Source organism: Sphingobacterium sp. GW821-FHT03E03, assembly GCF_059420745.1.
Genome location: NZ_JBWKUH010000025.1, coordinates 42611 through 59909 on the forward strand (window position 1 = coordinate 42611; position 17299 = coordinate 59909).

Here is a 17299-nt window from a genome sequence, read left to right on the forward strand (position 1 = left end):
ATTATTTAAATAATCCAACTTTTACTACATTATTTTTGTGATAACCGTCTTTTTTTTTCTGCATATTTTTTTAAATGACATCCGGGTCCATATAGTCAAAATGTACACTTTGCCGAATATAATTACTCCATCGCCAGAAGCATAGTGGATTAATCTTGTATAACCTGTAGAGCTTCCGGTTTTCTACGGCGGGAGCTGTTTCTTTTATCCATTGTTCAAAACCAAAAGTTGAGAATCCAGGACTTTTAAAATGAAAACTTTGAGTCATCGTATACGATCCATCTAGATTGGAATATCTGAAATATCCCTCATCTAACCAGTGCTGAATATCCTTACCTAGAAAAGGTAGGTTGGGGATTACGATCATAGCGGCAAGCGCTATAAGAATTATTTTCCTTACCATTGAAATTGTTTTCTTCTTCATATCTTTTTGTTTAGTTGCAGACTATCAGCATTATTTGAGGCATGAAAGACCGTTGCACTTATTTGTATGATAATATTTGATCGATTTTATTAGAAAAACTCCCATCAAATGAGAGTTTTTCTAAGTGTAGAGGATGCTAATTATAGAAAAATCCATCGTTCCTTCTATTTGATTTTTTTTAGAAAAAATCAGAACTTCTGCCATCTATTAGTTGGTTTGAAGGGAACTCTGTTTGGCTTTATTTTTTCCCAATCCCGATACTCGAAATGTCTGCTAACAGTTAAATAATAGCGCCAACGCCAAAAACACAGCGGGTTAATCCTATAAAGCCTAAAAATTTCCATATTGGCCATTTGGGGTCGCGTAGCCTCGATAAATCCATATGTTACCCACTTGCTCATCCAAGGGGAAAAAACATCCATGTACTCAATGCCGGTAAAAGCGGCGTTTGCATTAGAATATCGAAAATGGTCACCATCAATGGCCTTCAATATCTCCGTACCTATAATCGGTGTATTGGGTATCACCAGAACAGATAGTACAATTCCTATAATAAATTTTCTTTTCATATCCATTATTGAACATTTGTGCTTGCTGGAGGATTAATCCGGCCTAATACTACATTACTTTCGTAGTATCTAACTTTTTCTTCAACATATTCTTTTGGATGATAACGGGGTCCATATAGTCAAAATGCACACCATGCCTAAGATAATTGCTCCAGCGCCAAAAACACAATGGGTTCATTTTGTACAACCTGTATAGTTTCCTGTTTTCTTCGGGGGGAGATGTCTTTTTTATCCACTGTTCAAAACCAAAGGTCTCAAAACCGGGGCTTTTAAAATGAAAATCCTGAGTTATCTTATATGAACCATCTACATTGGAATATCTGAAATATCCCTCATCTAACCGATGAGAAATATCCTTACCTATAAAAGGTAGATTGGGAATTACGATCATGGCAGTAAGCACTAAAATAATTGTTTTACTCATCATCATTATTGTTTTCTTCTTCATATCTTTTTTGTTTAGTTACAAGGTGGTGTACTGGTAGGAGCCAAAGTTGTAGTAGTTGAGATACCAGCGGTTCCAGCGGTTTTCATATCACTTAACCTGAGATATAAACTTGAGGGGGTTTTATATCCAACCGAGCTATTGGGTACTTGCAATCCGGTTCCGCCGCCCATTGCAGCCTCAAAAACCTGTATGGCATAATTTGTACAGTTAAAATTGTTAAGATCATATTTTTGAAGACTTCCAGATAATGCAACATTACGTGCATTATTAAAGGCTGTTGAAGTTACATTTAGCGTATAGCTGGCATCGCTTCTACGTTTTTCGTCGTCTTCCTTTCCAATTGATGAGTCTTCTGCATTTTTCAGTACACTCATCCAGGAATCCGCAGTCGGATAAAATCCAAAAGTCAGCGAACGGGTTGCTGCTCCGTTGGTTTTCTGCATAGTAATATAAGCATGCCCCGGAGTTTTATCTGTAGCATTGTATACCTGATAGGGTTTTCCTGGTTCAGCAAGTGCCGTATGAAGGGTTATTTTGTATGTAGTCTGAGCAGTGGAAGGAATAGTGTTAAAGCAGTCGATGAGCTGCTGAAGGTTGATCGGTTCTGTTGGAGATTCAACGAAATAGGAGGCTGCTCCACCACTTCCGCCGCCACCTCCGCCGCCGCCAGAAGAGCTACCGCTACAGGTTGTGTATAGATACATCCAATATGTGCTTCCGTCATCAAAGTACTCTACTAGATACCAATCGCTACACACAACAGGGACATTTTTACCAGTAGCAGGCTTGCCGTTCCCAGCTTTAACCTTGGTGTCATTATCTTTATTTTTCAGCTGAAGGTTTACCTGTTTCAGACCATCGGCATCTAGTAGTTGGCTGTAAAGCAATGTATCATTAAGATCATAGACCATAAAATACACCTTTCCCAGTTCCTTACTTCTGTATCCTTGATTTTTCACGAAATTAGAGATCGCTTCTCCGGAGAATTGAGCCATCGTTCGTGTATCGGAGAAGAGCTTCACTTTATTAGCTTTGACTACCTTATTATTGACAATAGTGAATATAAGATTTTGCTGTAAGGAGTTATCCGGTCCAAGGTTTGTTCCATTTTCCAAGGGTACGACAAGTGTTGAATTCTCATTATTCCCTTTTAATAACTGTGCTTTTGACCAATCCAAGGGAAAAGGTTTCCCATTATCGTCATACCATTTTTTGGTCAACGAGGTTTCATCGGTTTGCGGATAGGTTTGAATATCCCTTTCGCAAGACTGTAGCAGTATAATTGCAAATACTGCATAAACTAAGTTTTTGAAAATTTGTTTTAGCATTTTATGAGGTTTATGGTTAGTGCAGTTTATGTTTCTTCGTTTAAACAGATCTTTAGCACTAAATTAAATCTATAAATCCCAATAACTTTTGACAAAAGGCAAAAAATTGAATTATAAAAAAGAAAGAACTTGGGTTTCGCTTAAAATTTCTTTTTAAAACTATTAATATCTAACTTTACATATCTTTTACCAATTGGCCCTATGACATCCCGCAATGTGATCGACGAAAGGGCACTGCTTGTCAAGTTTCAAAGCGGTGATAAACTGGCTTTTGACCAGATTTTCACGATGTTTCACTCTTCCTTGGTATTTTTTGCGGATAAGCTTCTTTTGAATATCGGGATGGAGATTTCTAAGGATATTGTACTGGATATATTTCTAAAGTTGCATGATCGCAGGGAAAATTTTGAAACACTTTCGAATATCAAAGCATTTCTCTATATATCTGTTAGAAATAGTTGTTTGAAGGTCATAGAGAAAGAGAAAGTCAACCAACAGCGTTTTGATCTTTATAGCATGAACGTTGATGAGTTTGATAATAATGTTCTTGACATTATTCTGCAAACTGAGGTATATCAGGAACTTTACCATGCTATCGAGCTTTTACCAGAACAATACAAGCTCATTATGCAAAAGATTGTCAATGGTGATACTCCGAGAGAGATTTCCGAGGAGCTTGGTATTCCAGTTAGCACGATCAATACGCAAAAATCAAGAGCAATTTCTCTCTTAAGAAAATCACTCTCAGGAGCTGGAATCGCAGTTTTACTGATTTATTCTTAATTTTTTTAATTTTTTTGAGACAAGCCCTATTCTTTTCCGGTTTCTATGTAAAATGAACCCAATGGAAGAGCACAGCATCCACGAAGAATTAAAGATTGTCCCCCTTTTGACAAAGTTTGTAAGAGGTGAGGAGCTTACTGTCCTGGAAGAAAAAACTGTGGAGATCTGGCTCAATAAGAGCAGTTCCAATAGGGCTTTTTTTGAGCAGCTGAAAGACAGGGAGCATGTGGCAAATGAGCTCTTGCATTTTGATGCTGCGGATTCCACAAGTTTAGAAGAACTTCAGAAATTACATAGCTTGTTGAAGAAACGTCAATCGCATTATAAGCGTGTTATTATGTGGACCTCTGCTGCTGCGGTACTAGTGTTTTTTTCGATTACTATACTTCTTTACAGATATTATCAGTCCAGAACTGTTTTTGATGAAGCGCAGAAGACGGCGGCGGCCGACATCGATCCTGGGAAGGAGCAGGCAACCTTGACTTTCGGTAATGGCAAAGTTCTAACTCTGGAAGGTAAAACTGTAATGACGGATGCCAATGGTATTACCTATGTAGATGGAAAAAAGGTTTCAACGTCCATGATGCAATATGCTACACTTTCCACTCCGCGAAAGGGGCAGTACAAAACCATACTACCCGATGGAACCCATGTCTGGTTAAATGCCGAATCAAAATTATTTTATCCTACTCAATTCAATGGTCCTGAGCGGCTTGTTAAACTGCAGGGAGAGGGGTATTTTGAAGTTGCACGCAATGCTTCGAAACCTTTTATTGTTGTTTCAGGCGATCAACGCGTAAAAGTACTGGGTACGAAGTTTAATATTAATGCTTACGGAAATGAGCCTTCTATCTTGACCACTTTAGTCAGCGGGAGTGTTGAACTTAGCAATACCCATAGTAAGACCTCTATAAAATTAAAACCAGGCCAGCAGGGCAGATTAGTACTGGGTGTTATTGATGTCAAAAAAGTTGACACAGAGCCTTTTATTGCGTGGACTGCAAATGAATTTCAATTTAAGGGCGCTCAGTTATCTGAGGTTTTAAGACAGCTTGAACGCTGGTATGATATAGATGTAGATTATAAGAATGTCCCTGAAACAAAGGTTCATGGAACTATAAGCCGGGATAAAAAATTGAAAAGCGTCTTATATGCGCTTGGAGAGATCACAGATTTAAAATTTAAAGCCACAGGAAGGAGGATTGAGATAGAAAATAAATAAGTACAGTTTCATATGTTGGCCTGAATAAATGCCGGAGTGTTAGCGCACTCCGGCGATCGGGTCATACATTAAAGGTTTCCAGCAACGAAAACTAAATTTTTAACCCTACACAAATCTATGAAAAAACATGATTTTTCCAACAAGGAAATTATCCCTCCACGGATGGATATGATTTCCAACAGGAGAAAACTTCTGCGTGGTGGCATAAAGAGCACTTTGTTCTTTATGCTCCTTGCCAGCAGTACTACGATAGAGGCACAGCAGATCAGCCTTACTTTGCAGAAAGCCCCACTCTCTACTGCAATCTCCGAAATTCGGAAATCGACGAAGTATGATTTTGTCTATAGTGAGGAACTTCTTCGCAAGATCGGACCAATTACGGTCAATTTAAAAGGAGCCTCAATAGAGGAGATCTTACATGCTCTTTTCGCCAATCAGCCTATCTCTTATAAGGTCGCTGACGGCATCATCATTTTAAGTGAAAGAAAGACTGCGAGTCCACAGGTTACTCCCAGTTCAAAAAAAAAGGAAACGATAAAGGGAAGGGTGGTCGATGAAAAGGGGAATCCATTGGCAGGTGCAACGATCCAAGTTAAAGGAACGAACTTTATAACGACTTCTAACAATACAGGATTATTTGAGGTTCCAGATGAATTTTCTGATTCTGAATTACAGGTTTCCTATATGGGTTATGGGCAGATCGAAGTAGCTGCAAGCAATGCTGACCGGATTGTACTCACTTCAAATGATAATCGGATTGAAGAGGTAAATGTCGTTGCCAGCGGTTACCAGAGCATACCTAAAGAAAGAGCTACAGGTTCTTTTTCAAAGGTAGACAATGCGACTTTTAACCGTCAGGTTTCTACTGATGTTATCAGTAGACTGAAAGGGATAGCACCGTCTATTTTATTTGACGAACGTTCAGGAAGCCCGAAGCTGACAATACGAGGACAGGCTACGATCTTCGGCAATGACCAACCATTGATTGTTGTAGACAACTTTCCGTATGAAGGCGACATCAACAATATCAATCCGAACGATATTGAAGATATTGATATTTTGAAAGATGCTGCGGCAGCTTCGATCTGGGGAGTCAGAGCAGGTAATGGTGTGATCGTCATAAAGACTAAAAAAGGACGAGCAGACCAGCCTATTAACATAGGTTTTACAACCAATGTTACGATAGGGCAGAAGCCAGACCTGAATTATATTCCACAGATTAAACCGTCTGATTTTATAGATATTGAAAAAATGCTTTTTGATAAGGGTTTCTACAATACAATTATCAGCAATACTGCTGATAATCGTCCTTATTCTCCTGTCGTAAGTATTCTGAATGATCAAAAAAATGGACTTCTCACAGAACAGCAGGCCAATGCACAAATTGATGCTCTACGGGGTGGAGATCTGCGAAGAGATATGGGGAAATACTTGTACCAACAAAGTATTAAACAGCAATATGCATTAAATCTAAATGGAGGAACTAACAAGTATACATATTACTTTTCAGCAGGATTTGATAAAAATCTTGATTCAGAAAAAGGAAATGGCTTTAGCCGAGTGAGTTTAAACAGCAATCAGGTTTTCCGTCCAATTGAAAAATTAGAACTTTCAGCAGGAATTTCCTATAACCAAAATAACCAGGATATATCCAATGTAGTTTCGATGCTGAGTACTATGGGACAGGAAATGATGTATCCTTATGCTAGTTTGGTCAATGGGGATGGATCATCTGCCACTGTAACAAAGGATTATAGTAATTTCCTTAAAAGTTCAGCATTTGATAGTGGTTTGCTGGACTGGAATTTTAGGCCATTAGATGAATTAAAATATCAAGATAATCATGTTAAGCAAAGGGAATTACGATTAAATACGGCATTAAAATACTTTTTTTTGCCCCAATTGTCAGCTGAGGCAAGATTCCAGTGGGAAAATCAAATAGGCAGGCGTAGGAATTTAATTAACCAAGATAGTTATATTGCACGTGACCAAATTAACCGTTATACCTCAAAAAATAACGGTGTTTTGACAAGAAACATTCCGTTAGGCGGAATACTTGATAATACTAATTCAGAGTTAACCTCGCTAAACGGGCGGTTTCAATTAAATTATGATCAAAAGTGGGGAAAGCATCAGACGAATGCGATTGCGGGCTTCGAAGTTCGTGAAGTAAAATCTACTGCAAATTCCAATAGGTTATATGGTTTTGATCCCAATGTAGGATCTAGTACAGTGGTTGATTATTTGAGCAACTTTGTAATTTATGGAAAGGGGGCTTCCGTTAAGATTCCAAATGCTGACGATTATAATGAAACCTTGGACAGGATTCGTTCGTATTATTTTAATGGGGCCTATAATTATGATCTTCGGTATATCCTATCCTTAAGTGCCAGAATAGATCAATCAAACCTTTTTGGAGTGAATACGAATCAAAAATCTGTGCCATTGTGGTCTACTGGTTTAAAGTGGAACATCCATAGAGAGATATTTTATAATACTGATTGGCTATCGGAATTGAGTATACGTTCAACTTTTGGCTATAGTGGAAATACAGATAAGTCAGTTACTGCTTATACGACTGCTAAACTTTCAACCAATAGTATCAACAAGTTACCGAGTGCGTACCTTTTAAATCCTCCAAATAAAGACTTAAGATGGGAGAAAAATCGAATGTTGAACATTGGCCTTGATTTCAGTGTAAAGAATAGACGATTCGCAGGAAGTATTGAATATTATAATAGGAAAGGAACGGACCTTATTGGCAACGGTGAAATTGATCCTACTTCGGGATTTGCAAGTTACCGCGGAAATGTTGCAGATATGAAAGGTCAAGGAGTCGACATTGAGCTTAATTCAAAAAATGTTGCAATTAATAGTTTTGAATGGAATACTACGGCCTTTTTTTCTTTTGCAACGAACGAAATATTGAAATATCAAAGACAAACTAATCTTACAAATTTTGTGCAAGATGCTTTAACAAGTGCTTATAGACAATCAGCAACTTACACACCAGTTGTTGGAAAATCTCTTTTCAGCATTTATTCTTATCCTTGGGCAGGTTTAGATCCGGTCAACGGTCAACCTCAAGGCTATCTAAATGGAATGCCATCGACATCTTATGCAGAAATGGTACAGATTTTAGCAAGTGACCCCGAAAAGAATCTAATTTACCACGGAACTGCTTTGCCAAAGTATTTTGGAGCATTACGCAATAGCATTACCTATAAAGGAATTGCACTCTCTTTCAATATTACCTACCGTTTCGATTATTATTTCAGGCGCAATTCAATTATGTATTCAGGTTTATATTCATCATATGATGGTCATGGCGATTATTATAATCGTTGGCAGAAACCTGGAGATGAAAAGTATACGAGTGTTCCCGCTTTGCTGTACCCCGCCAACAATTTGGCTGACAATTATTACAAAAAATCAGCTGCTTTAATAGATAAAGGGGATAATATTAGATTGCAGGATATACGCTTAGGGTATACATTCAAACCGGAAATACTTCGTACTCTGCATATATCGACGCTTAATCTTTTTGCCTATATGAATAATATAGCATTAATATGGAGAGCAAATAAGGATCATATTGATCCAGATTTTCCATTTACCAAACCTATAAGAACAATAGCGTTGGGACTTAATTGTACTTTATAAAAACCTGAGATGAAATTTAAATCGAAATTGATCTACATTATAGCAATTGCGGTACTATTTTCAGCCTGTAATAAACAATGGCTTGAAGAGAAACAAAATATCAAACTTATCGTACCAGCAACCTTGAATGATATGGACTTACTGCTGAATAATGGTTTATTGGGATTAGATGGAAGAGGAGCATGTGAAACTGCATGCGATGACTATGAGTTTACACCTTCACAATTCAGCTCTTTCTACTATGATTATAGCCGCAATCTAATAACCTGGAAATCAATGGAAATTCCAAAATTTGGTGATACACAAGCTGATGAGTGGGATTTAGCATATGCTGAAATACAAATTTCAAATATTGTCTTAGAAGGTCTCGAAAAGATTGGAAGAACGAACAACAATAAGGAACAGTATGACAGAATTAAAGGAACAGCATTATTCCACAGGGCAAAAGAAATGCTTAACCTTGCCATGACCTTTTGTAAATATTACGATAAAAATACTTCTGCAACAGACTTAGGAATACCACTTAAAGTAACATCAGACATAAATGAAAAAATAATAAGAGCTACTCTCGAAGATACATATACACATATTATTTCGGATCTTAAGCAAGCCGCTCAATTACTGCCAAGTTCACAAGCTGGTCAAACTTTCGTTGCAAAAGGAGGTGCATATGGATTGCTAGCAAGAACATATTTATTCATGGATAACTATGCTGATGCTCTAAATTCTTCTGATTCCAGTTTTAAATATCACAGTTTTTTAGAAAATTACAACAATGTAAATGGATCTCCAGCCAGACCATTTTTAAATGTATCCACCAAAGAGATGCATATTATAGGAGTTATGCGTCAGCAATCTGACAATTTCCGTATAGGACGAGTAAGTTCTGAATTATTTGAATTATATGATACAAACGACCTCCGTAAAAACCTATTTTTCAAAATCAATACTGATGATGGCAAACCAACCTTTCGTGGGAGTTATCAAGGCGGTCAGCTTTTTACCGCTACTGCAACTGATGAGGTGATTTTGATCAAGGCTGAATGTAGTGCAAGATTAAATAAACCAGCGGAATCAAAATCTGCATTGAATTTATTACTCCAAAATCGGTTTAAAAGCGGAACATATGTAGCAATTTCAACAAACGATAATAATGAACTTTTGGATATTGTCATTAAGGAAAGAAGAAAGGAATTAATAGGGCGAGGTCTTCGCTGGCAAGACCTAAAACGTCTGAATAGAGATCCCAAATTCATGAAAACACTTGTGCGAAAAATAGGTGATGATATATTTACATTACCTCCAAATGATCCAAAATATATTTTTGCGATCCCTCAATATATAAGAAGTTTTACTGGAATTGAATAATAATAAATAAGTAGATATCATGAAAAAGGTAATATTATTCTTTACAGGATTATTGTTCTCAATTTGTTCATTCTCTCAAGGGAACACCAATATAACTATTAGCATTCCACAATTAGATTCAACTAAGCTTTTGGCACAAATATTTGTATTAGATCCATCACTGAAAATTGATTCAGATTATTTTAAGGATACCCTGGAAATAAAAAATGGGAAATGTCATTTTAATTTTAATATCCAAAATCCAGCTCTTGTTACACTTTTAATTAACAACAAGTATCTAACTTTTCCAGGAATATATGAAGTATTAGTAGAGCCATCGGACAACTTAAATTTTGACTTACCTCGATTTAAAGATTCTGGTTTTCATGGTTTTGGTATTGAAAATATTAAAATTAGTGGTAAGGGTAGCAACAAAGTGAATCTATCGAAAAGAAGTGTTGTTCAATATTTCGAGGTATATAAATCTGATCCCAGCGAAAAAGATCAAAGCTTAACTTACAGATTTGAAACGACTGATAAAAAGCTAAAGGTTGTAGATTCTGTTTTAAATAGTAATACTGAAGTTCCAAAAGCAATAAAGAATCTAATTAAAGCACAATTATACAGTGATATTCTGACTCCATTATACCGAGTTTGTATGGTCAGCAAAAATGATTCTTTACAAATGCTATTTCGTACCTATATATTAGGCAAAAGTCATTTAGAAGTTTTCAAAAAGAAGGATGTAATAAATTATTTTGGAGCAGGAATTGTTCCATCTTCATTGATTTTATCGGAGTTTAAAAATCCTGTCAATATAGCTGGTAATAATTATCAGAATACACGCAGAATAGAATTTGCTAAGCTTATCTTTACCAAGCTTAGGGAATATCCGGTCGTCAGAGATTATCTCTTATCAAATCATCTAATTAGGGCCATGCGGCGAGGGTTAGATTCAACGACTGTCGAACTTCTTGGCTATTATCGCGATCATGTAATTCCGAACAATCCAAATTTTTCAAATGTTTTGAAAATTTACGAGGAACTTGAACGGAAATTCGCCATCGGTAAACCATTTTATGACTTCTCCTTACCGGATTCTATGGGTAAAATATATTCATTAAATGATTTTAAGGGAAAGGTTCTAGTAATTGATTTTTGGTTTAATGGCTGCGTGGGCTGTAAACAAATGGTTCCTGTGCTTGAGCAGTTAGAAAAAGAGATAGATAATAAAAGTGTTCAATTTATTTCCATCGGAATTGATAAAAGAGAATCATGGCTCAAAGGAATTGGAAGGTATTCTAGTCCTAATTCTTTGCAATTATTTACGGAAGGAAGAAGTAGCGATCATCCAATGATGAAGTATTTAAATATATATTCTTATCCAAGACTGATCGTAGTTGATAGAGACGGGAAAATTCTGTCCGCACCACCAGATCCACGATTTAATAAAGTTGATTTTATGACCTATTTAAAGTCAGTAATTTAAAGAAAATACCTGCAATCATATCATTGCAGGTATTTTCTTTGTTAAGAGATTTCTTTAAATTATGGCCTTTCTCCATATAAAATATTTCCTGTAGGCAAATTTGTTGATGTATCGTATTCCGCAACACAGATTTGTTGTCGCGGGCCTTCACATTCAGGAGGACCTAAAAGTATGTCTCCTCTTGATCCGTCTGGATTTACATAGTAATATTGAAATGAAGCTTTTATATTATTGTCTTTAACGGTAAATGAAAATATGATCAACAAAAGGACACCAATATTAAAAACCCCTAAAGTTAATTTGAAATTTTTCATACAATTAAACGCTTTTAAAAAATGCAGTCATATGGTAAAATATGACTGCATAGATTTTAAGGACGGTCGCCTTTATGAATATATGCCGGGTCGTTTGTAGGAAGATTTGTTGAAGTGTCATATTGTTGTGAACAAATTCTAGGATTTGACCCTTCACAATCGCTAGATCCTACTACGGCATCTCCTCGCGAACCATTTGGATTCACGTAAAATTCTTGTAAAGCCTCTTTTGCATTGCTACTTGCCGGAGCAAAAGAGAAAGCTGCGAAACTTCCGAGTGCAATTGCTGCAACTCCTAATGTAATTCTTAGTGATTTCATGATGTTTGGTGCTTTTTTGATCAAAAAGCTAAACTTTAGTTTTTTGCCTACTCTAGGTATCAGGTTTTCGGCTTCCCCTGTTTGGTTATTAGTTTAATTATAAGTGGTCTGAACACTGTGTGGGGCTCGCTTTAGCGAAAAAAAAGTGATCAGACCAATAATGTTAATTGCCAGTGCAAAGAAATTAAAATACAGCTGGTCGTTCCAGTTCATACCTCTGAAAACTGCAATACATGAGCATGGAATGCTCGGAGCAAATTTTAAAATGTAAATGAGGTAAGCTGTATAGATGATCATAATTGTTAGAGATGTAAGCAGTCCCAATCTTCTCCAGTTCTTGTTTATCAGCAGTATAACAATGCCGAGGTGGAAAGCCTGTAAAATATACGGCAGAGCAGATCCTCCTGCAGATAATAAGTAAGCACCTTTGATCTGTCTGTTAAATGTGTCGAAGTCAAATACTTTACTGGCGAAGGTATACGCCCACATAAGTAGAAGTAAGGAGATAATTATTTCGGCTATCAAGTTTTTAGTTCGCATGGCATTAGTTCTTTTGATTTAAGATGAAAGGTTTACATACAGTCTAAGAGTATTATTTCGAGATTTTCCATTGGCCACCATGTCTGATCGGTGGATCTTTTATGGATTCGTCAGTTTCAGGATCGTAAACAACTCCCGCCTGAATTGTATCGTTATTTTTTGACGTTTCTGTTTTTGAGTTGACAATTTTCTGTTTTTCTAGTTCTAACGGTTCCTCTATTTCGGATTCTCTACAGGAGTGCAAAAGGACAGTTCCTGTGATGATTAATATTGTTGAGATAATGGTCTTCATTTTCTTTAAAAATTTTAAGAATTATCCCGGCCGGTTATTTCGAATTCATGAGCGAAGTTAGAGGGCATTGGAGCACGAAAAAACTGTTTGGTGCGCCCGTTGAACAATTTGAATGCTCAAATTGTTCAATTTGAGCATGATTAATATGTTTTAAATCAGTACTTTAAATGGTTTTTGTGGTAGGTTGGATATTTTCGTTTTTGATAATTCATGATTTGGCGAATTTTCCTAATTTTATATAAACTTGACCTATGAAATTCTCCTCTTTTCATATCATTATTGTTTTATGTTTATTCTACGGTGAATTGGTCTGTGCCCAAAAAGAAGAGTACAGTAAATATTACTATATCCGGAGAAATTATGAAGTGTTTTCAGAGAACGATGTCAGGGCACTACCGTTTATTCGTCAGTACATAGCTGAGGCAAAAAAGGATAAGGATTATGGAAAATTATATCAGGGATATGCAGACGGCGTCGAATTCTCTTCCGATCGTAACATAAAACTCAAGTTTGCAGATAGTACAATAATTGCCGCCAAATTATCACGTAAAGATTCATTAGTAAGTTCTGCCTATCTTGAAAAAGGTGTTGTCTATTATTTCCACTTTAAAAAATACCAATTGGCATTGCAGGAGTTTCTCGTAGCGGTTCAGTATGCGGATAAAGGAACAGATCCTTATTATAAAAACAGGTTAAATTATCTCATCGGTGTTGTTAAAAGCTATATTGGTTTTTACGATGAAGCATTGCCGATTTTTATGAAGACACAGAATTATTTTGCGTTAGAACTAAGCAAGAAACAACATCCGAATATTCTATATGATTCTCGAAGAGGCTACTATAATAGTCTTCACCAAATGGCAATTTGCTATCGAAACATGGGCAAGTATACCCTTGCAGATTCAATTGTTAGCGTCGGACTGATTGAAATCGGTGCAAACAAAGAACATCGGCAAGAATCCGGATATTTTTTGAAAGAAAAAGGTATTTCCGAGTTCCATAAAAAAGAATATTCCACCGCGATTGCATCCTTTTCCGCTTCTTCCGCAGCACTTTCAAAAATTAATGATTTTGCGTGGTTAGCGGTAAATTATTCTTATTTAGGAAAATCCTATCTTGGTCTTGGTGATAAATCCCATGCTTTGAGAAATTTTGAAAAGGTCGATTCTATATTTCAGAAGCATGCCTTTATTGTTCCCGAAGTACGGGATACCTATGAGCTTTTAATTGACCACTACAAAGCTAATAATGATGTTGAGCAACAATTATATTATACAAATCAGCTTTTAAAGGTAGATAGCGTTCTATTCAGGGATTTTAACTATTTACTCCGTAGGATGAGTAAGGAGTATGATACACGTGTGCTAAAAGAAGATAAGAAGCGGCTCGAAAAGAAATCTGCCAAGGATAATTTAGCCAAATGGGGCCTAGGTACTGTCGCTTTCAGCTTCGCTGCTACCATGTTATTTTATAAAAGAAGGGCGCAAAGAGTCCGTCGGAAATATTACATTTTAGAAGAAAAGATAAAAGCCAGAGAAGTCCATGTAGGGGACAAGACACAAGAAAAAGAGGATGGGAGCAAACTTGAAATTGATCCTAAGATTGTAGAAGAAATCCTGAATAAATTGAAGGATTTTGAGAGTAAGGGAGGGTTTAGAGAAAACGGTCTTACTCAGCATAAGCTGGCTGATAAATTTGATACGAATCACTACTATCTATCTCAGATCGTAAATGAGTACAAAGGGATGAATTTTACGAAGTATCTGATAGAACTGCGAATTAGGTACATAACCGACAAGCTATACAATGACCCCGAATACCGCAAATACAAGATCGTAACCCTTGCAGAAGAATGTGGCATGTCATCAAGGAACAATTTTTCGAAACTTTTTCGTGAAATCAATGGAATCGGTCCGGCAGATTTTATCAAGAGACGTGCTAAAGATAACAGTATGGAGGAGAATCTCGCCATTGGGCCAGTTATTTAAAAAATTGGATAGAAGTTTCAAAACCATTTTTTTCAGCTCTGCCTTAATACAGTAACGTGAACATTATGTAGCGATGCTATTATATTTTCTAATTACAGCATATTGTCTTGCAGGCTATCGATACTCACTTTTTCCCAAAATAATTAAGTAAAATGCTGAATAGTAGTATTACTACAATTTTTAAAATAATACCTAATTCATTTTGTCGTGAATTTCTAAGGTACTATATTGCAAAACCAAAATCACTAAAGAGCTTATGAAAAAAAATGAAAAACAACCCCGAAATAGTTAGCGTATCTTAATGCTAAAGAGGAATTTCACTCCATAGAAATTCTGTTTGTACCTATCTCAGACCAGTAATACAATAGCCTTCTCACAAGTTCTATACATTTTACAGTCAATATCTCTGAGCAAAACAACTTCTCCGCTGGGTGATAATTAAATATAAATAACACAACCGAAAAAAATTATGTTATCATGTTTCAACAAGAAGATAATCTTTCCGACAAAGGAATAGATTCATCCAAGAAAAAAGTTTCGGATACTTTAAAGGATGTTACCTTAGATAGTGTCCCTCACATTCCAGGGCCACAAAAAGAATATCTTGCACAGGCAAAAAATATAGCGGATACTGGCAAACAGTTTTTGAATCAGCCATTGTTACCGAATGACCCTACCATTATTAAAGAAAAAGTATGGGCAAAACAACCGACTTCTAAAATATTTAATGCAGCGGGGATTCCCGAAAATGCGATTGCAGGGATCAACAGGATAGTTAAACTCGATATTGTTGTCGATGGAAAAGTAGTTAAATATTTCAAGCATTTTAAACTTACCCAAAGCGCCATAAAACATCATGAGTTTGAGCTTACATTAGCTCATGATACTTTAGGATCAGCGGAGAACCACAATCTCCAAGAGGCCCAAAATTTTCTTGGAAAAAGAATAACCATTGTCTTTAAATATAAAGATGTTGATAATAGCCCAGAAAGAAATTTTGTGGGAGTTATTACTGAAGTAGGCTTCAGCCAAGATCAGGGAAGTCTTGGAAATCTTGTCATTTCCGGTTCCAGTCCAACAATATTGTTGGATGCAGCACCCCATATTCAAAGCTTTGGAGGAGCCCAACCGATTAGCCTGAATAGCATAGCTACGGAAGTAATTAAGCAAGGTTTAGGACATGGGAAATTTGACTTTAGAGTGGATGCAAAGCAGGGTAATGTACCTTACAGTTCTCAATATGAAGAAACCCATTACAATTATTTGGCGAGAATTGCCGAGGCTTATGGGGAGCAATTTTTCTATGATGGTGAGGTATTGCATTTTGGTCAACTACCACCACAGGAGAAGCCTGTAAAGTTAACCTATGGTAGTAATCTGACCGATATTAAGGTTAAGATGAAGGCTCAACATGTTAATCCTTCATTTTATGGTTATAATAGTAGCAAAAATGAGAGATTTACAGGGGGTGATTCCAAAATCAACCACACTTCTGATATAGCAAAACGTGCCTATGAGATTTCTGAAAGAACATTTCAGACACCGTCTTTACGGGTTGCTCCGATAAGAGCCTCTTCTTTTATGGATATTGATGCTTCACAAAAAGGGACTGCGGGTAGCAAAGCATCCGAAGTTTTTGTTACCTCTGGAAATACAACTGTTCCATTTCTTTACCCCGGCTGTATTGCAGAAGTAGAAATGCGAAAGCCTGATAGCAATGAAACCTCGTATTTTACCAAATTGATGTTGATCGAGGTGACGCATGAGGTCGATGCAAGGGGGTATTACGACGGCACTTTTCAGGCAATTGCATCTGATACAGGGTACATCCCAAGGCCGGAATTTACCGTCCCAATAGCCGAACCGCAGTTTGGAAAAGTAATCTCAAATTCAGACCCGCTTAATCAGGGCAGGGTACAGGTACAGCTGGATTGGCAAAGGGGACAAGATACTACAGAATTTATTCGGGTAATGACACCTGATGCTGGTAGTAGTGATAAAGTTGGAAAAAACAGAGGATTTATGTCAATTCCAGAAGTTGGTGACCAAGTCATAGTGAACTTTGTACATCTACATCCGGACAGACCTTTTGTTATGGGGGGAATGTACCATGGTGCAATCGGCGCTGGGGGTGGGGAAGGAAATAATATCAAAAGTTTAAGTAGTAGAAGTGGAAACAAGCTTGAGCTAAACGATGGTGAAGGTTCTGTTTTTCTTACCGATCAGGGCGGTGCCAATATGAAATTTGATGGTGCTGGAAATGCTGCTACTGTTGCGAATAGTAAGCATGATGTAGTTGCTGGCAGTCAGCACTCCACCAATGTTGGCAAAGGTAAAAGTGTTCTAACTATGGGTGCTGATGGTGTAATCGATTTGACTGGTGCCTCTAAAGTTATTTTAAAAGTTGGAGGTAGTTCCATTACTATTGATGGTTCAAGTATCACTGTTCAGGCTAAAACGGTCAATGTTGAAGGAACATCTATAACCAATGTGGGAAAAGCGAAAGGAAGCCCAGGAATGATCGTGACAAGTGAAGTGAAAATTACAGGTGGAGATGTATTTATAAATTAAT

Annotated in this window: 15 protein-coding genes; 7 read left to right on the plus strand and 8 right to left on the minus strand. The window is 36.9% G+C overall.

The genetic code is table 11. The features are described 5' to 3' along the window. Positions 1 to 70 precede the first annotated feature (70 nt). From AC07UV_RS20790 to AC07UV_RS20805, 4 genes are all read right to left on the minus strand, one after another. A complete protein-coding gene (locus tag AC07UV_RS20790; RefSeq protein WP_495185141.1) occupies positions 71 to 424 on the minus strand; it encodes a hypothetical protein in 354 nt (117 codons plus the stop codon). 188 nt (positions 425 to 612) lie between these two features. Beyond that, entirely contained in the window at positions 613 to 993 is a 381-nt protein-coding gene (locus AC07UV_RS20795; protein ID WP_495185142.1) for a hypothetical protein, read from the minus strand. A gap of 49 nt (positions 994 to 1042) precedes the next feature. Continuing rightward, on the minus strand, positions 1043 to 1441 hold the full coding sequence (locus AC07UV_RS20800) for a hypothetical protein (RefSeq protein ID WP_495185143.1): 399 nt from the start codon (positions 1439 to 1441) through the stop codon (positions 1043 to 1045). An 11-nt stretch (positions 1442 to 1452) separates the two neighbouring features. Further along, positions 1453 to 2769: a hypothetical protein gene (locus AC07UV_RS20805; protein WP_495185144.1), complete on the minus strand. Its 1317-nt coding sequence runs from the start codon at positions 2767 to 2769 to the stop codon at positions 1453 to 1455. Between the two features lie 201 nt (positions 2770 to 2970). On the opposite strand from AC07UV_RS20805, the gene AC07UV_RS20810 reads away from it, so the two are divergent. The 5 genes from AC07UV_RS20810 (at position 2971) to AC07UV_RS20830 (ending at position 11273) form a co-directional block, all read left to right on the plus strand. Continuing rightward, positions 2971 to 3552, plus strand: a complete 582-nt coding sequence (locus AC07UV_RS20810) for an RNA polymerase sigma factor (RefSeq protein ID WP_495185145.1) — start codon at positions 2971 to 2973, stop codon at positions 3550 to 3552. A gap of 61 nt (positions 3553 to 3613) precedes the next feature. After that, the gene (locus AC07UV_RS20815) at positions 3614 to 4774 is read left to right on the plus strand and encodes a FecR family protein (protein ID WP_495185146.1); all 1161 of its coding nucleotides are present in this window, start codon (positions 3614 to 3616) and stop codon (positions 4772 to 4774) included. 117 nt (positions 4775 to 4891) lie between these two features. Further along, entirely contained in the window at positions 4892 to 8437 is a 3546-nt protein-coding gene (locus AC07UV_RS20820; protein WP_495185147.1) for a SusC/RagA family TonB-linked outer membrane protein, read from the plus strand. A gap of 9 nt (positions 8438 to 8446) precedes the next feature. Beyond that, positions 8447 to 9805 carry a RagB/SusD family nutrient uptake outer membrane protein gene (locus tag AC07UV_RS20825; RefSeq protein WP_495185148.1) on the plus strand — a complete coding sequence of 453 codons (1359 nt, stop codon included), beginning with the start codon at positions 8447 to 8449 and terminating at the stop codon, positions 9803 to 9805. Between the two features lie 19 nt (positions 9806 to 9824). Further along, positions 9825 to 11273, plus strand: coding sequence for a TlpA family protein disulfide reductase (locus tag AC07UV_RS20830; RefSeq protein WP_495185149.1), 1449 nt, complete (start codon positions 9825 to 9827; stop codon positions 11271 to 11273). A gap of 59 nt (positions 11274 to 11332) precedes the next feature. Here the strand turns inward: AC07UV_RS20830 and AC07UV_RS20835 are convergent, their stop codons facing one another. The 4 genes from AC07UV_RS20835 to AC07UV_RS20850 form a co-directional block, all read right to left on the minus strand. After that, positions 11333 to 11587: a hypothetical protein gene (locus tag AC07UV_RS20835; protein WP_495185150.1), complete on the minus strand. Its 255-nt coding sequence runs from the start codon at positions 11585 to 11587 to the stop codon at positions 11333 to 11335. Positions 11588 to 11643: 56 nt separating this feature from the next. Continuing rightward, positions 11644 to 11907, minus strand: a complete 264-nt coding sequence (locus AC07UV_RS20840; protein ID WP_495185151.1) for a hypothetical protein — start codon at positions 11905 to 11907, stop codon at positions 11644 to 11646. Positions 11908 to 12000: 93 nt separating this feature from the next. Next, positions 12001 to 12447 carry a MauE/DoxX family redox-associated membrane protein gene (locus AC07UV_RS20845; protein WP_495185152.1) on the minus strand — a complete coding sequence of 149 codons (447 nt, stop codon included), beginning with the start codon at positions 12445 to 12447 and terminating at the stop codon, positions 12001 to 12003. A gap of 52 nt (positions 12448 to 12499) precedes the next feature. Next, a complete protein-coding gene (locus AC07UV_RS20850; RefSeq protein WP_495185153.1) occupies positions 12500 to 12739 on the minus strand; it encodes a hypothetical protein in 240 nt (79 codons plus the stop codon). Positions 12740 to 12990: 251 nt separating this feature from the next. Here AC07UV_RS20850 and AC07UV_RS20855 point away from each other — a divergent pair, with 251 nt between their 5' ends. Further along, complete coding sequence (locus AC07UV_RS20855; protein WP_495185154.1) at positions 12991 to 14727, plus strand: helix-turn-helix domain-containing protein; 1737 nt, start codon at positions 12991 to 12993, stop codon at positions 14725 to 14727. Between the two features lie 477 nt (positions 14728 to 15204). Then, positions 15205 to 17298: a type VI secretion system Vgr family protein gene (locus AC07UV_RS20860; RefSeq protein ID WP_495185155.1), complete on the plus strand. Its 2094-nt coding sequence runs from the start codon at positions 15205 to 15207 to the stop codon at positions 17296 to 17298. The last annotated feature ends 1 nt before the right edge of the window (position 17299 follow it).

Excerpts from the sequence above, each read along its gene's own strand:
- AC07UV_RS20825 (WP_495185148.1), top strand. The coding sequence starts at position 8,447 with ATGAAATTTAAATCGAAATTGATCTACATTATAGCAATTGCGGTACTA.
- AC07UV_RS20845 (WP_495185152.1), bottom strand. The coding sequence starts at position 12,447 with ATGCGAACTAAAAACTTGATAGCCGAAATAATTATCTCCTTACTTCTA.
- AC07UV_RS20860 (WP_495185155.1), top strand. The coding sequence starts at position 15,205 with ATGTTTCAACAAGAAGATAATCTTTCCGACAAAGGAATAGATTCATCC.
- AC07UV_RS20790 (WP_495185141.1), bottom strand. The coding sequence starts at position 424 with ATGAAGAAGAAAACAATTTCAATGGTAAGGAAAATAATTCTTATAGCG.
- AC07UV_RS20805 (WP_495185144.1), bottom strand. The coding sequence starts at position 2,769 with ATGCTAAAACAAATTTTCAAAAACTTAGTTTATGCAGTATTTGCAATT.
- AC07UV_RS20795 (WP_495185142.1), bottom strand. The coding sequence starts at position 993 with ATGAAAAGAAAATTTATTATAGGAATTGTACTATCTGTTCTGGTGATA.
- AC07UV_RS20820 (WP_495185147.1), top strand. The coding sequence starts at position 4,892 with ATGAAAAAACATGATTTTTCCAACAAGGAAATTATCCCTCCACGGATG.
- AC07UV_RS20830 (WP_495185149.1), top strand. The coding sequence starts at position 9,825 with ATGAAAAAGGTAATATTATTCTTTACAGGATTATTGTTCTCAATTTGT.
- AC07UV_RS20835 (WP_495185150.1), bottom strand. The coding sequence starts at position 11,587 with ATGAAAAATTTCAAATTAACTTTAGGGGTTTTTAATATTGGTGTCCTT.
- AC07UV_RS20855 (WP_495185154.1), top strand. The coding sequence starts at position 12,991 with ATGAAATTCTCCTCTTTTCATATCATTATTGTTTTATGTTTATTCTAC.
- AC07UV_RS20810 (WP_495185145.1), top strand. The coding sequence starts at position 2,971 with ATGACATCCCGCAATGTGATCGACGAAAGGGCACTGCTTGTCAAGTTT.
- AC07UV_RS20840 (WP_495185151.1), bottom strand. The coding sequence starts at position 11,907 with ATGAAATCACTAAGAATTACATTAGGAGTTGCAGCAATTGCACTCGGA.
- AC07UV_RS20850 (WP_495185153.1), bottom strand. The coding sequence starts at position 12,739 with ATGAAGACCATTATCTCAACAATATTAATCATCACAGGAACTGTCCTT.
- AC07UV_RS20815 (WP_495185146.1), top strand. The coding sequence starts at position 3,614 with ATGGAAGAGCACAGCATCCACGAAGAATTAAAGATTGTCCCCCTTTTG.
- AC07UV_RS20800 (WP_495185143.1), bottom strand. The coding sequence starts at position 1,441 with ATGAAGAAGAAAACAATAATGATGATGAGTAAAACAATTATTTTAGTG.